16 protein-coding genes are annotated in these 14,081 nt (G+C 58.1%); 14 read left to right on the top strand and 2 right to left on the bottom strand.

What is annotated here, in order from left to right:
- Positions 1 to 113 precede the first annotated feature (113 nt).
- The 10 genes from V3596_RS11700 (at position 114) to V3596_RS11745 (ending at position 9,725) form a co-directional block, all read left to right on the top strand.
- Positions 114 to 1,283, top strand: a complete 1,170-nt coding sequence (locus V3596_RS11700; protein ID WP_334277918.1) for a hypothetical protein — start codon at positions 114 to 116, stop codon at positions 1,281 to 1,283.
- A gap of 729 nt (positions 1,284 to 2,012) precedes the next feature.
- Positions 2,013 to 2,237, top strand: coding sequence for a hypothetical protein (locus tag V3596_RS11705; RefSeq protein ID WP_334277919.1), 225 nt, complete (start codon positions 2,013 to 2,015; stop codon positions 2,235 to 2,237).
- A 666-nt stretch (positions 2,238 to 2,903) separates the two neighbouring features.
- Positions 2,904 to 3,500 carry an MltR family transcriptional regulator gene (locus V3596_RS11710; RefSeq protein ID WP_334277920.1) on the top strand — a complete coding sequence of 199 codons (597 nt, stop codon included), beginning with the start codon at positions 2,904 to 2,906 and terminating at the stop codon, positions 3,498 to 3,500.
- Positions 3,501 to 3,570: 70 nt separating this feature from the next.
- Positions 3,571 to 4,041, top strand: coding sequence for a hypothetical protein (locus V3596_RS11715; protein WP_334277921.1), 471 nt, complete (start codon positions 3,571 to 3,573; stop codon positions 4,039 to 4,041).
- 101 nt (positions 4,042 to 4,142) lie between these two features.
- On the top strand, positions 4,143 to 4,481 hold the full coding sequence (locus V3596_RS11720) for an HNH endonuclease (RefSeq protein ID WP_334277922.1): 339 nt from the start codon (positions 4,143 to 4,145) through the stop codon (positions 4,479 to 4,481).
- Positions 4,482 to 4,544: 63 nt separating this feature from the next.
- On the top strand, positions 4,545 to 5,258 hold the full coding sequence (locus tag V3596_RS11725; protein WP_334277923.1) for a hypothetical protein: 714 nt from the start codon (positions 4,545 to 4,547) through the stop codon (positions 5,256 to 5,258).
- An 82-nt stretch (positions 5,259 to 5,340) separates the two neighbouring features.
- On the top strand, positions 5,341 to 5,874 hold the full coding sequence (locus V3596_RS11730; protein WP_334277924.1) for a RusA family crossover junction endodeoxyribonuclease: 534 nt from the start codon (positions 5,341 to 5,343) through the stop codon (positions 5,872 to 5,874).
- A gap of 53 nt (positions 5,875 to 5,927) precedes the next feature.
- Complete coding sequence (locus V3596_RS11735; protein WP_334277925.1) at positions 5,928 to 6,677, top strand: abortive infection system antitoxin AbiGi family protein; 750 nt, start codon at positions 5,928 to 5,930, stop codon at positions 6,675 to 6,677.
- A gap of 84 nt (positions 6,678 to 6,761) precedes the next feature.
- Positions 6,762 to 7,601, top strand: coding sequence for a hypothetical protein (locus V3596_RS11740; protein ID WP_334277927.1), 840 nt, complete (start codon positions 6,762 to 6,764; stop codon positions 7,599 to 7,601).
- A 1,485-nt stretch (positions 7,602 to 9,086) separates the two neighbouring features.
- Positions 9,087 to 9,725 (top strand): hypothetical protein, encoded by a 639-nt coding sequence (locus V3596_RS11745; RefSeq protein WP_334277928.1) that lies wholly within the window; start codon positions 9,087 to 9,089, stop codon positions 9,723 to 9,725.
- Positions 9,726 to 9,817: 92 nt separating this feature from the next.
- Here V3596_RS11745 and V3596_RS11750 read toward each other — a convergent pair whose 3' ends face one another.
- Together V3596_RS11750 and V3596_RS11755 are read right to left on the bottom strand one after the other, a co-directional pair.
- Complete coding sequence (locus tag V3596_RS11750) at positions 9,818 to 10,408, bottom strand: ImmA/IrrE family metallo-endopeptidase (RefSeq protein ID WP_334277929.1); 591 nt, start codon at positions 10,406 to 10,408, stop codon at positions 9,818 to 9,820.
- Positions 10,405 to 10,794, bottom strand: coding sequence for a helix-turn-helix domain-containing protein (locus V3596_RS11755; protein ID WP_334277931.1), 390 nt, complete (start codon positions 10,792 to 10,794; stop codon positions 10,405 to 10,407). Before V3596_RS11755 ends, V3596_RS11750 begins: the two co-directional genes overlap by 4 nt.
- 426 nt (positions 10,795 to 11,220) lie before the next feature.
- Here V3596_RS11755 and V3596_RS11760 point away from each other — a divergent pair, with 426 nt between their 5' ends.
- From V3596_RS11760 to V3596_RS11775, 4 genes are read left to right on the top strand one after another with little or no spacing between them, the layout of a single operon-like run.
- Positions 11,221 to 11,556 (top strand): hypothetical protein, encoded by a 336-nt coding sequence (locus tag V3596_RS11760; RefSeq protein WP_334277932.1) that lies wholly within the window; start codon positions 11,221 to 11,223, stop codon positions 11,554 to 11,556.
- Positions 11,557 to 11,559: 3 nt separating this feature from the next.
- A complete protein-coding gene (locus V3596_RS11765; RefSeq protein ID WP_334277933.1) occupies positions 11,560 to 12,000 on the top strand; it encodes a hypothetical protein in 441 nt (146 codons plus the stop codon).
- Positions 11,997 to 12,506, top strand: coding sequence for a hypothetical protein (locus V3596_RS11770; protein ID WP_334277934.1), 510 nt, complete (start codon positions 11,997 to 11,999; stop codon positions 12,504 to 12,506). Before V3596_RS11765 ends, V3596_RS11770 begins: the two co-directional genes overlap by 4 nt.
- On the top strand, positions 12,503 to 14,056 hold the full coding sequence (locus tag V3596_RS11775; RefSeq protein ID WP_334277935.1) for a ThiF family adenylyltransferase: 1,554 nt from the start codon (positions 12,503 to 12,505) through the stop codon (positions 14,054 to 14,056). Before V3596_RS11770 ends, V3596_RS11775 begins: the two co-directional genes overlap by 4 nt.
- Positions 14,057 to 14,081 lie beyond the last annotated feature (25 nt).

Here is a 14,081-nt window from a genome sequence, read left to right on the forward strand (position 1 = left end):
GCGAGCAGGTGGTATCTGCACTTTCCGTTCAGATGATTCAAGTCTTAGACGCGGAGGCCGCTTCCTTCCCTGTGCTGTTGTGGCTCGGTTCGCTAGCTCGGCATGGCTTGACGATGAAGCCGCTCAAGAAGGCCTCGCGGGTGGTCATGTCCGACGTTGTAGATCTGGCTGAAGCAGGTGCGCGGATCATTGCAGGTTGGCCTGAAGCCTTCTTCGCAGTTCTGAACCACTGCCGTCAGGACGCCAGGACCCCTGGTGGTCTGAGCTCCATGAACGATGCTCTGCCCGGGCTCACCAGGCGCATGACCAAGCTTCGGGACGAGCGATGGCGAGAACGAATTGCAAAGGCGCTAGGCGTCTATGTCGCTGCGAGCCATCAATCCGGCTCGCCGATTGTGGGTAGAAACGTACTCGGCGCCCGGCATCCGGCGGTTGCGCAAATAGCTCGTGACCTTGGGATGCGCTCAACCAGTCTGGTTGCGGCGCTTGATCGACTGCCAGTGGAGCTGGTCGCCATGCGTACGACAGTGCGTGGCCGCAGTCGCAGGTTGGTCTCGACGGAGGCGATCCAGCAGGTACAACGGCTGCGTCTCGACGAACTCTCGATCAAAGCGGTGGCTCGGCTGACGGGGCTGAGCCCCGGCCGTATCGTGCAACTCATTGATGCTGGGCTGCTAGCGAAGCATACGCATCGGCTTAGCCGCGAGGCGGTCGTGGGCCTCACACAGTCGTTCTTGGCCGCCGGCAGATCAAACACTCTCGATACCGACGCGATCTCGTTGCGTCGCGCCCTCCGCTACTGCGTGCCAGTCTGTTGGACTTCGCAGCTCATCCGTTCGGTCCTCGATGGATCCCTGATCGTTTTCGTCCCCAAGGGCGTGAAACTTTTGGCGGAGGCAATGATCAGCGAAGCGCGCTGCCGGGAATGGGTTGCGCACCTCAAGCTTGCGGATGGTGGAGGCCTGACCATCCCTGAGTGCGCTGAGCTCCTGCACTTCAAACAAGAGGTGGTCTATCACCTGGTGCGAGTAGGTCTGCTCCCCGTGCATACCGTCAAAGTGGGCCGACGCCGAACGGCACGCATGACGACCTTGGAGGCCGTCGAACACTTCAAGCGCAAATATGCGGCGTTGGTGCACTTGGCGGACGATGCAGGTATGAATCACCGGAGCGCCCTCAGTTGGGCGAAAGCGCAGGGGATCGCCCTCGTGAGTGGCCCCTCCATCGACGGTGGTCGCCAGTACTTCGCGCTTCGTCCTCTCCTCAACGGTTCTAACCCATGAACCGGTCAGTCGGGCCAAGACGAGCACCCATTTCGTCATTGCGTTCCAGGCCTGAACGGCCGGAAGTCGCTGGCTGAGCAGCATCTCAAACAGGGCGGCAAGCGATCGCTCAAGGAGTTTTAGTAGCCGGACGGCAGCCAACTTTGTGTGACCGGCCATGCGCGATCCGGGCCGGCGGCAATAGAAGTACGGCGCAGCAGCAATTTCGTCACCCGCCAGGTGCGCCGAGCCGACGACGTCGATCCTCCGCACTAGCCCTGCAATGGGCCTTCGCGAAGCGTACGCGCTGCGGCAATGACCGCATTGCTATCCGAGGCGAGAAGCTCTCGCGGTCGCATCCCGCCCAACGTCGAAGACGGGGACTCGAACCAGGCTGCTATTGCAAACGGGCTCATCCCGGTCAGGACCTTCAGGACATCTTGCAGCGATAGCACTGGCTGACCGCTTGGTTCAAATGCATAGGCTGGGAACAACATCGTTCCATCCAGATTGATACCGAAGATCTTCCCTTCCTCGGCCCATCGGCACGCCATCGAATATGAGTTGCTCAAATCCGCGCGTACCCCATTGCCTGTCTTGCGCGAGCTCGCATCGACCGTTGCACTGTTCAGCCACCTGGTGCCCTTGCGGACCAGTTCAAAGGCCTGCAATTCGGTGTCAGAGGCCGCCTGATCCAACCTAACCCAACGTTCATAGTCAGGACAGCCAAACTCACGTCCTACAGGCGCCATGCCAAGCAATACCCGCTCTTCGCTCGAAGCCTGGCAATCTGGCCTTGAAAGGCGTTTTGGCTTTGCATTCCTATGCATCTACCAATGCTACTCGTACGAGGACCCCAAGGGCTACGTCGATTGCGGACATCCGTCGATCCGCCAGACCATGGGACGCGCCACAGAAAGCAGCCTTCCGCGCGGTCCGATTTCCGATGGTCTGAAGCTCGGCTCGAAGGGCTGACTGCAATGCAGGAACCGAACGCGTTCGCGTACTTGGTCGTCCAGCGCGGTAGCCGTGGTGACCCGCTATCCGGACGGGTTCTCGTTATTGACGAATCAATCAACTGCCGCTCCAATCCACCGAAATTTGTAGCGCCCATTAGAAGAGTCCAGGCCTACACACGCATTTGGCGTTGGGTCGGTTTTCACTCACCAGATGTTCTGTCCATGCGTACAGCGTGCGCAACGGGAGGTCAGCATTCAAGCCAAACACGCATCTGCACGAAACTGTGAGTTGGGACGACACCCGCACGGACTACACAACAGTGCTGTTGCCCTATATCGATGTTAGTCGCATCGCCTATGCAGCAGATCGTCTACGTTGCACTGGAGGGAGAAGGAATCGCCGTCTGGCGACCAGTCAACGCGACTCATGTCGGTGGCGAGCTGTATCGCTTGCCCGCCTCGGTACCTACTGATGAGGCCAGGGAATTCGCACCTGGGAACTTGGTTCGATGCACACTGCGCGCCTTTGAAGACAAATCGGTCTGTCTAGTTGCCGTGGAGGCAGCGAATTTGGCATCGCAGTCGTTTATCACAGGTTGGTCAGCTATTCCGTCGGCTGGCCCAACCAGTCGTTCGAGCCCACTTCCGCTAGCGGCTCAATTTCAACGTTAGGCATCACAAAATGACAACGGGAATCCCGGAGCCGATCAAGAAGCAATACGAAGAGTTTGTTGCGTTCCGACGTGCATTGTCCGATGAATCGGACAGGGGATGCGCGCTTTTTGCGGCCGCCTATCTAGATACCGCTCTTGAAGGTCTTTTTCGCGCTTCCATTTTGGAGGGTAAGAAGACCGACGAGGAATTGTTCGAAGGCAGTGCGCCACTCGCCACGTTCTCCGCGCGTATCAAGCTTGCTTACTACCTTGGAATAGTCTCTGCTGAAGTTCGAGCAGATCTTGAGACGATCAGGAAGATACGCAATGACTTTGCTCATGACGCAACGATTCTCAGTTTTGAATCCCAATCAATTGCAGATCGCTGTAGGCATCTTGGCTTCTCGTATCAGGATGCTGCCGCCAGGCCGAGGGCGCACTTCACTGCCGCGGCAAGTGGGCTTGTCGCAATCGTGCACGGTCTTGCGCACAAGGCAAAACGACCTCGGCTGAAGCCCGATGATCGGCCGTCAGAGAAGGAGAAAGTCGCTGCGAGAAGAAGGGCCGAGGAGGCCACACGGACTATGTTGCAGTCGCTTGCTATGGAGCCACCCGGTGATGCCTAACCAGTCGCTCGAACCGACTCGCGTGGGCAGGCCGCCGCTCCCGGCTCGGCCTCAAGGTTAGGTCTAGAGCATGATCCCATCGCTAGACACTCTCCTTGTTCAGGCGCTATGTACATTCGCTATCGCTGTATTCAGCACGTGGCTGACTATCAGGCTGTCTCAGCGGAAATTCCGGGCTGAGCGCCTTTGGGATCGGAAGGCTGCAGCCTATGAGCGGCTGATCGATGCATTCCACAAGGCCAAGAAATTCTCGTCGGAGAACCTTGATGCGGAGTACGAGGGGCGACAGGTTTCAGAGGAACGGAATGATGAGCTTCGCGCGCTCGCGAAGGAGGCTCGGGAGGAGATTCGCCGAGCGGCTGATATCGGAAGCTTCTCGCTTTCTGAGGGCGCACTTCAGCTCGTCACGCAGTATGAAATCGACGTCGGAGATACGAAGGGGATCACGATGTGGCAGGAACACCTTGATCATGACTACGCGGTGACTGATGCAGCACTTAAGGATCTGATCTTCGAAGCAAAGCGAGATCTTGAACAATGAGTCGACCTAACCAGTCACTCGAGCCAACTCACGTCGGCAAGTCGCCGCTCGCGGCTCAGCTTCAACGTTAGGCCAAATTCCAAGACCGCAAAGGGACCGCAATGCCTTTCAATCCAAGCGTAAAGCGCAAGATTGTTCGCGACAAGCTGACGAATGAGCACCTACCTTGCGTCATGTGTGGAACTCGATACCCCTTGCCGGATGCGGTTCATCTGATCGACGAGAAGGAATGGAAAGCCAAGGTCGGGTCCGATAGGCAGATCAACGGTATCCCTCTTTGTCCGAACTGCCATCGCATCTTCGATGAGGTGCTTCGCCCATATCTCTATCGAGCACTGAAGGGGTTCGGTTCTACCGGCCTTCCTGCTTCCTGGGAAAAGAACAACAAACTTTCGGTCAGTGAGCAAGGGCTGAACTTGGGCTCAGGCGATGAGGCCTAGCCCGTCGCTCGAGCCGACTCGCGTCAGCTTAGCTTAAACGTTAGATCTCAAGTCAAGATTGCCATGCTATTTCCACCAGACATCACGCAGCAAATCGTTAACTGCGCGCATTGGGCCGACAAGCTGGTTAGGGCGGATCTCATTGAAGGAATCATCGTCAGCGAGAACGACTACACCTCAAATTTCACTAGCGCGTTGAGGCGGGAGATCGACGCGAGGGCTATCCCTGGTCTGCGCGCAAAGATTCAGGTGCTCAATCCGAGCGCCGAGCGTGAACTCGGCGCCGACGCATGCGTGATTCTTCAGAATCAAAGTCACTTCAAAGCCTCGATCTTTGAGGCCAAGTGGCCGCGTCTAAGCACGCACGTTAATACGTGGGACTCAAGACAGAAATCGACCGGTGAGTCCCATTTTCAATCGCAGCTTCTGCGCCAACGGATGCAACGCCACAACACCGCAATTTGGGAGATGTTCTATTGCGAGTTCCCGTTCAGTAAGCAGCCTAGCTACATGCCTGGAGAAGGGTCGGCTTGCGTTTGGCACGAGGATGCATTTAGGACCGCTGCCGTTCGGTTGGATCCACACGACCCTTGGACGGACGATGAACTGATGGCCCTCCTAGAAGCTCACGGGATCGCTATTGCGGACATCTTTGCCGCCCTCTGTGAATGCACAAAGGGAAAGGCGCTGCCGATAAATCGATATGAGGTTGCATTTGGCGACGGCGGCGCTCCACACGAGGCGCTCATCATTTCCTACGGGCAGCCTGCGGGGTGAGGCCCAACCAGTCGCTCGAGCCGACTCGCGTCGGCAAGCCGCCGCTCGCAGTGCGGCCTCAACGTTAGATCGCGCAAGAACAATGAGATTCACTATCGTCTATCGTGGACGCATCCCATCCGTCGGGACTGCTGAGCAGATTTCCAAGATTAGGAAAGATGTCTATCTTCAGGCCCAGCTTGCCGCACTCTCTCGAGTGACGAGCCAGAAGCTAGATGCGAAGAACCGGCAGATCCTCGGAGACACCTGCTACAGGGCAATTCTTCCAATTAGTTGGGTCTGCGCAATTGAGGTCATTCTTCTGAGAGCTACGCCGGCTACTCAGATCGGAGGACTTCCCGACATCGACAACACGCTGAAGACTCTCTTCGACGCTCTCTGCGCGCCATCGGGTCCAAGTCATCCGCAAGGCTCGGATTTCTCGCAGGAATTGCACGTACTCGCGATTGAGGATAAGCAACTCTCAAGCATCACGGTTTCTGCGGATCATCATTGGGGCGGTTCGTCGGATGGGGATATGACAGTCATTCGAGTCACGACGCAAGAGACGGACATTGACGATTCGGTTGCTCTTGGAGGCCAGAGCTTTGCATCCATTCGGCGGAATGTTTTCTAAAAAGTGCGGCCTAGTCAGTCGCTCAGCTTCAACAGTAGGAACTACGGGGCCAAATGACAGCACAACGCTACTACTCCAATATCTACTGGCACTTCACAGGATCGCCTAAAGGGATCGATTGGCGTGAGGTTCGGCGCCCAGCAGACATCAAAGATCAAGGCCCGGTTTTGGATCCTGCAACAGCCAAGGACACGCTGAAGCTGATCCTTACGTCCAAGACGTTGCTCGGGCGTTGCACTGAACGAGTCGTTGCCGACTTGGAGACCGCCAAGTTCTGCTGTGTGACAGATATCCCGCTCAAAGACCTACCTAGCCACGCGCCCTACTACGGGAAGGTTGCAATCGGATTCAAAGCGAGTGCGGTTCATAAGTCGTTCTTGCCAGTGATGTATGTCCCAACGGAAAGCATGCCTGTCGTCGAGATGATGGTGCCGAACCGCAAACTGACGGAAATGGCCAATGACTTCCTGAAGTACCAGAGCTCGTTTCAAGAGCAGCAAGCGATGAAGCTCATGTCCCTGGCAATGCACAACAAGGAAGTGGTTCGTAAGCCTGACGCGGAGGCGATGAAGGGCTTTCTAATGAATTTCGTCAAAGTCACAGACTTCGACCCCGCCCCTGAAAACACCTTCTATCGAGAGCGGGAATGGAGGAACATCGGCGATTTTGGATTCACCGTCGACGATGTAGCGGCAGTGGTTGTGCCTGAAGCGCTAATCGGCGAAGTTCGAGAGCACTTCGACCAAGAACGCTACCCGCCGTCGATAAGCATCGTCGCGTGGGAGTTCATTGAGCACGCGTAGAGTGATGTTTAACCAGTCGCTCGAGCCAACTCGTCTTGGTAAGCCGCTGCTCACGGCTCCGCTTCAACGTTAGGGCTCTAAGCCGTGATTGAAACTCTCCTTTCGATTGATCCAAAGCTTGCGGCAGCGGCCGGGGCCGTCGGCTCCGCCTTGCTTGCCGCTTGCGGGTATATCGCGAAGATTCGATATGAGCGAAAGAGGACGCTTCGCTCAACGTTGTTTTATCTACTCCGGCTGCGCCAATGTGCGGTCACGGACGAGCTGCTTGTCACCCAAGTTCCGGAGCGGGTGCTTTCGGCTTTCAATTCGGTACTAGCTGAACGAAGCTTGCAGCTCAACGACGAAGAGACGGCGTCGATGTTGGAGCTGGCTCGCCCAATACTGGCGGCCGTCGCTGAGCGCCAATCCGTCGCTGAACTGCAGGAAATCCGGGCGCAGCTGCTTAAATCGCTAGCGGACCTTGCAAAGGATCAGCCGATTCTTGCGTATCGACTTTCCGCGGCCCTGCCAGAAGTCAAGTTGCCTGGCGATGCTTCAGAAGTCAGTGCATCCGACTTCCCTGCCGAAGCAAGCGGAGTTGTCGAAATGATCTCCAGATCGATGCGTGTCGGGTTTCATGCGGAGGGCGCTCGCCAATCGAAGCGCAATCTTGCTGGGCTGATTCACATGGCTTCATTCGAAGTCGGGGTTCTGGCCTTCTTGCAGACTTACCTGATTCTTAGACGACAGGATCGAGTCAAAGTGCCAGATGCGTTCTTTGACGCAATTGCGAAGCCGATGGCGGCTTCTGTACAGGAACTCGTTGTTGCTATTGAGTCTGCTGCCGCGTCAGAGGAAAAGGCAGCAGTTGCAGAAGCGAGCCCTAACCGGCTGCCCGAGCCGACTCGCGCCGGCGAACCGCCGCTCGCGGCTTCGCTTCGTTGAGTGACCGCTTTCGGCTGGTGTCGAACGATCGGGACCGACTGACGACTATCAGGCTGGAGTCGACATCGCATTGGCGATCGGCTGTGGTGCAGGGATTGAGTCCTCGTTCGACTGCGGGATGGCTGTTCTTACAGAACCCATGCAGGCGGGGGATCTGCGGTCAATTCAAGTGGCCGTGAGTGCGGAACTAAGTCCGTTGACTCGCTACTTTCCCTGCGACGAGCCACAACGTAGGGAGATGATCGTCACACCTCTACGCAAGGCGGATCTGCTGTTGGTCTGAACCCCCTAAGATGCTGCAGCAACACTCAGCCGGCCTCACGGCACATTCGCTATGGCAACACAAGGCGCAGCCGATCTTCAAAGATGGCGTGAAGCACCAGTTATGAGGTTGCTTTGCACCGGCACGCTCCTTGAGGGGAGCCATTTGAATAAGGTCTGGCGAGGCATGGCACAGCGCTCAAACAGCCTCGAGCCTGGCCTTCCGATGATGGTCAAGTGGGTCGCAAAGAAGGAGGTTCTCGCAGCCGAGCTAGCTTGCGCGGTGGCGGCGCGGGCGCTTCGTTTGCCGGTACCTCCAGGCGTCCTGGTCCTTGCTGAGAAGGCGGACCTTCCTGGCTTGCCGCAACGCGTTCGCGGGAGGCCAAATGACTTGGTGCTGTGTTATGGGAGTGAGCTGCAATGGCCAGATGACACGGTGGCTCGGCCGCGAGCAGCCGAGGACGCTGAGGAATGGACTTGGCAGCAGGTTTGCCAGAGTGCACAGGGCGCGAGCGGCGGGGTTTGGGACGAGCTTGTCGCCAACGAGGACCGACACTGTCAAAACGTCGTGTTCGATGGCGCTCGGTGGTGGCTAATTGACCATGAGCGCGCTTTGCCCAGCGTCGCCAAAGTGATGGAGAAGTTCGCCCAGGCGATGGCAAGGCAATTCGTCATAGAGGAGCGGGCGAAGCAGAACATTCTGGCGAGCGAGATGCTGCAGCGCCGTCCTATGGATCACAAGATGGAATCGCTTCCGCCCGTTTGGACCGGCCAGCGCCAGCGTCTGCAGTGGCTTGTAGAGCAGTCGAGGGATTGGTCCGTTGGGATCTTGGACGTGGATACCGTGTTGATGATGGCCCACGTCTATTTGTCCAGCATCGCGCTTCGACTCCCGACCCTCGCCCTACACTTGCAGCACCGATTGGCAAAACCAGACGCAGCCTCACTGTGGAACTCTTCCAACCTGCCAACCACCAAGACACCCCGTCGCACCCGCACTCCGCGCCCCCATTCATAGCCCGGTTCGCACCGGTCTTCTGGGAGCCAGTACCTGGTACGGGTGAGCGTGTTGTTGCACTCGTTGCGATCGAGCCTGACGCTGAGAGTCGGGCGCTTGTGAGCGCAGGTACGTATTGCGTGTTACCGCTCCCTCGACTGCGCGCTCTAGTTGGCACACAGCGCGGGAACGCGGCACACGGAGTGCTGCGGCGTGCTGCCGAGTTCATGACGCTTCGCCAGCAGGCTGGCCTTCCGCTTGACGAACTGGAGGCACCGTTCCACGGTTTTACGGTCGGGCCGAAGTTGCGCAGCCGGGGCTACGGAATCGAACAGTTGCTGGACGCGGCCGTACGCAGCGTAAGTGCGTTCGGGACACCGGACGCGCTCATCGACGAGGATGAGAGCTCAGAGAAGCCGCGTCACACGATCAAGACGCAAGAGTTCTTGCAGGCCGTGCGCCGACAAGTCGCTGGTGACGATCCCGAGCGGCGAGCCCGTTTCGAACGCAGCCTCCAACCTCGCAGCGATCTGCCGGAGTTGACGGTTGACTATGCGTGGCGCCAATGGCTGTTGCAAATAACCAGCCTACCAGGCACCAAGCGGCAAGCCGTGAACACCTTGCGCGAATCTCAGAGCAAGCTGTATGAGATCGACATGATCCGCCGTTACATGCAGGGCAACACTGTGCGACCAGTGCTTCTGATCAATACAGATGCCCTCAACGCTGCAACAAGCGACGAGGCCGCCCAAGAAGCTGGAGCAATGCTGGACCGGTTGCAGCGACTCGCAAAAGCTGAGGCACTTGACGTCATTGAGGCAGCCTCGCCGATGGAAGCTGCCGAGCATGTCAGCTCGTTGACGTAGCGCTACAGGCTCCGAACTCAGGGCGCGGCTCGCGGGCTCCTACATTCGAAGCCCATAAGCCGGGACTACATCGAGGTCGGTGTCGCAGGCGTCTACGCATGCAGTCCAGAATCCACCGTCAAAACCTGAAGTTGCTGCAACCGAATGGACATCGCTTGCTCGCTTACCCCAAAGTGTCGAGCAAGCGATGCAACTGAGATCTCGTCGAAGAGATCGCGCTCAAGGGCCGCACGTGTGACATGGGGTGCAGGCATCAACAGGCACGCAGCAAAAGCATTTGCTTCACGCTCCTGCTGAATGGTCGTCAGTGAGCCTTCCTGCTGATAAACAGCAGAACTTGCTTCGCCAACACGCTGATAGACCCGAATCTGGCGATCGATGAACATACGTTGACCCAGCGCGTCTCCGTTGGCCTCATCATCATGGAGCACCAGGTGCCCTAACTCATGAGCGATCGTGAACCGTTTCCGATTCATCGGATGGTCCTTGTTCACAAGGATGTGGCGCTGCTCGCCTTTGACGATAAGCACGCCAGCCGTCTCATCGTCCATGTCTTCATCATGAACACGGACGTTAAGGCTCGCGAGGACCTTTTCTAGATCAACTGGGATCGTCAATGCGCTTGCGCTGCGCAGCACCTGCTGGGCCCTGCGCTCGATCAGTTCTGCGGAGAGTTGACTCATCGCGGTTCATCCATCTCAAGGATGGCTGCGATTTTCTGCAGAGTCTTTTGAGGGGCGACATAGGTCTTGCCCGCAAATTCAAGTTCAGTCATCTCTGGAAGAGCCCTCTCTTGTTCAACCTCTGATGGCCTAGGCAAGATGTCAAGGACATTGGCATCGAAGACTTCGCAAATCTTGTACAGCACGTGAAGGCTAAGCTTTTGCGCCCCCTTCTCTATGTTGGTGATGGAGGTTCGCTCCAGATCTACCAACGCAGCCAGCTCCGCCTGGGTCATCCGACCCTCAGGCGCTTCGAACCCCTCGCGAAGCTTCCTAATACGCTCGCCAAGGAGCTGGTAGAGGCGTCGCTCGTCAATCACTTTGTTTGGTCCCCCGATCTTGTGCACGAACTTTAGGGCATCCAAGCAAATATGTCAATAACCTTGACATTTGCCTCCGCCACCAAAAGGTGATGTCATTTATAATCACATCAATGCCAACCAATAGCGCCGCTATTGCCATTCCGTGCTGACATTTGATACCATATGTGTGCTTATCAATAGCAAGTCCGGCCCGGCCTGTGAACGCAGACCGGGTGAAGTCGAAAAAAAAGCGCCTATGGCGCAGAGGAGAGCAATGAACAAGCTGGAATGAAACAAGGGGTCTAACCGGACGGCCAGACCCCCTGAGTTGGACTAGTGATGACACTCGCCCGGTGTGAGAACCATGAGTGTCAGCGAGCCCCACCCAGGCGTCAACCGTCCAGACAAAGGCCTTTAACGGTTCAGGATATTTTTCCTGATGCCGCGATGGAACTTTTGAAAGGAAAACCCATGCAGGGTGCTGATATCGCTGGCGAAGAGCTGGCTTCCAAGGGTGACGAGAACACCCAGAACAAATCTCAAGACGTCGTGGTCCGAGTGCGCTACGCGCCGGTGAAGCAACCCTTCACTGCGAACCACACCCCGCAGACTGACACTCTGGCTGACGTGAAAGCTCGCGCACTGGCGCACTTCCACCTGTCCGAGGGTCCTGTCGATGGCGGCAGCAAGACCTACTCGCTGTCCTTCAACGACGTGGTTCAGACGAACCTGTCGCTGACGGTGGGCGATCTGGCCGAGCACCGCCAGCTCAGTCTGCTCCTGGTTGAGCAATTCACCCAGGGCTAAGGCATGGCAAGCGAGCTCGACCTGATGCTGTTCAACCAGCATCTTGAAGAGCTCCAGGCGCTGCCGCAGGCCGACCGTTGGACGATCAAGCGCGGCGACACCGCCGCGCTTGACGTCTCGGTCGACCTGTCCTCGCGCAAGGCGCCTCAGGAGCTATACCGCGTCCGGCTGCGCTGGACGGATTACTCAAAGCCGCCGTCGGTGAAGTTCGTCGGCATGACCACAGGGTCGGAGGCCGAGCCCCGTGCTTGGCCGAACTTCGACGGCAGCCGGCCGACGAGCTTCTTCGTCTGCCTGCCAATCACGAAAGAGGGCCATGACCATCACGGCGAATGGGCCACCGGCGCCAACGCCTACCGGACAGTGGACGACCCGCTGGAGTATGTGCTGCTCAATCTTCAAAGCCTTTTGGACAACACCTATACAGGGAGGTGCAACCAATGAACAAGATCTCGTGGGCTCTGCCCGCCAATCTGATCTCGGAGTCCGTCGAAATCATGCGGCCGAACGGCGCGCAAGGAAACGAAGGGCTGGCCCTCTGGCTCGGCGACGAACATGACGACCTCGTCGAGTTCACTCATGTCCTTCGCCTTAAGGGTCCGGGCCTGGTCGTTCGGCCACTCCAACTGAGCCTTTCGTTGCGAGCGATCTCGCGCATCACTGGCCTGTCTGACGAGCTTGGCGTGTACTGGGCAGGTCAGATCCATAGCCATCCTGGCCGTTTCGTGGACTTGTCGCCCGTGGACCGCGCGATGGGGATCAAGGTCCAGGGATACCTGTCGGTTGTATGTCCCCACTATGCCCAGGCGCGCACGGAAGTGCTTGAACAGTGCGGTGTGCATCTATTCGACCAGGGCAGCTATCGCCGCCTTCCGCCGCACGAGGTTGCAGCGCGGATCCACATCCTCGACAAGAACGTGTCGGTCATTGACTTAGAGGTATACGCATGAACGCGCAGAAACCAACGGCACCGGTGGAGGCCTCTCGGCCGATGGGTGTCGCCCAAGAACTCTCAGCCACCGTGCTGGACACGAAAACGATCTTCTCCCGACGAGTTGTCTTGACAGGTGAACTCGACACGTTGTCCACCGCCAACGGCCGCTGGTGCCTGTTCGACGCAATGCGGCTTCTTTCCCGTGTGGTGGGAGTACTGCAAGTCGCACTGCCCAGAGGCCTGCCCGACCTCGATGCGGAGGTACGCGTGCTCGCTGATGGCCTCTGGTCGCAAGGCAGCGTTGAGGTTCGTCACATCGACGAGACCGACTTCAACATGGCGGTTGCGATCCTCAATGTCGGTCACCAGGGCAGAGATGATGTTCCCTGGACCAGCGTCAATTCCGACGGGTGGCTGGCCCGTTGCACCTCGACTGCGACAGCCATTCCCGCCGACTGCCGGCAGGCCAACCCGCTCGGCGCGATGCTTGCTGCTTCGGCCGGCGTCGCCGAGGTGTTCAAGCGTGTCTATGGCGTCCCGACCGAGGCCTATCCAATGATGGACGGCGAGCAGCTTTCGCTGTTCAGTCTCGACCCGGGTCACGCTGATATTGGGCCTCCGCTCCCTGAGGTCGTTCGCCTGCCAAGCACGCTCATAGTCGGAGCCGGAGCGATCGGAAACGCCCTGATCCTGCTTTGGTCGCAGCTGCCGCTTGAGGGCACGGTCCACATCCTTGACAAGCAGGTGTACGGCGAAGAAAACCTTGGCACGTGTTGCCTCCTCGATCAGAACCAGTGGCTCGGCGGTGGGAAGGCCGAACTCTTGGCGGGCTGGCTCAAGGCCAATGCCGTTGGCGCGATCGAAGCCACTGGCGAGCAATGCATGGTCGGCGATGCGGTGGACGGAGGATCGCTCACTGCGAAGCGAATCAACCTCGTGATCAACGGCCTGGACGACAACCAGGCCCGACACGATGCTCAACGCCTTTGGCCGTCGCTCATTGTCGATGGGGCCATCAACTCTTTCGGTGCCGCTGTCGTCACGCACAGCTTGGAGCGCCCCGACTGGGCATGTCTGAAGTGCACCTTTCCGTTGCCGGAGAAGGATGCGCTCGGCGATCAGGCTCGCGCAACTGGTTTAGGTGCAGCCTCCTTGGACGGCGATACCAACCGACCCATTAGTGAAGCGGATATAGCAGCCGCCGCGCCAGAAGTTCAGGAAGAGCTTCGTGCCGGACGCCAAGCCAGCGCTACCCTTTGCTCAATGCTGCCCCGACTGCTCGCTCGTCAGCGGCTGGGCGTCGAGCTGGAGGAGGGATTCCGTCCTTCGGTTCCGTTCGTCGCAAGTGCAGCCGCAGCGCTGACAATGGCGCAGGTTTTGCGACATCTGAACTGGCCCGACGCACGGCGCATCCATGAATTTCAGATCGCAGACCTCTTCAGAGGATTTCATACATCTCTGACACTGCAACGGCATGCATCCATGGGCTGCCAGTGCACGACGCAACGAGACGCAATCCTGGCGCTGACCAAACGGCGGTTGGCCGCCGACCGCACCTTCGATTGACGGCGCAGAGCGCCGCTCTGATGAT

Origin of the sequence: Roseateles microcysteis (assembly GCF_036880965.1) — a bacterium.
Taxonomy (GTDB): Bacteria; Pseudomonadota; Gammaproteobacteria; order Burkholderiales; family Burkholderiaceae_C; genus JAUASW01.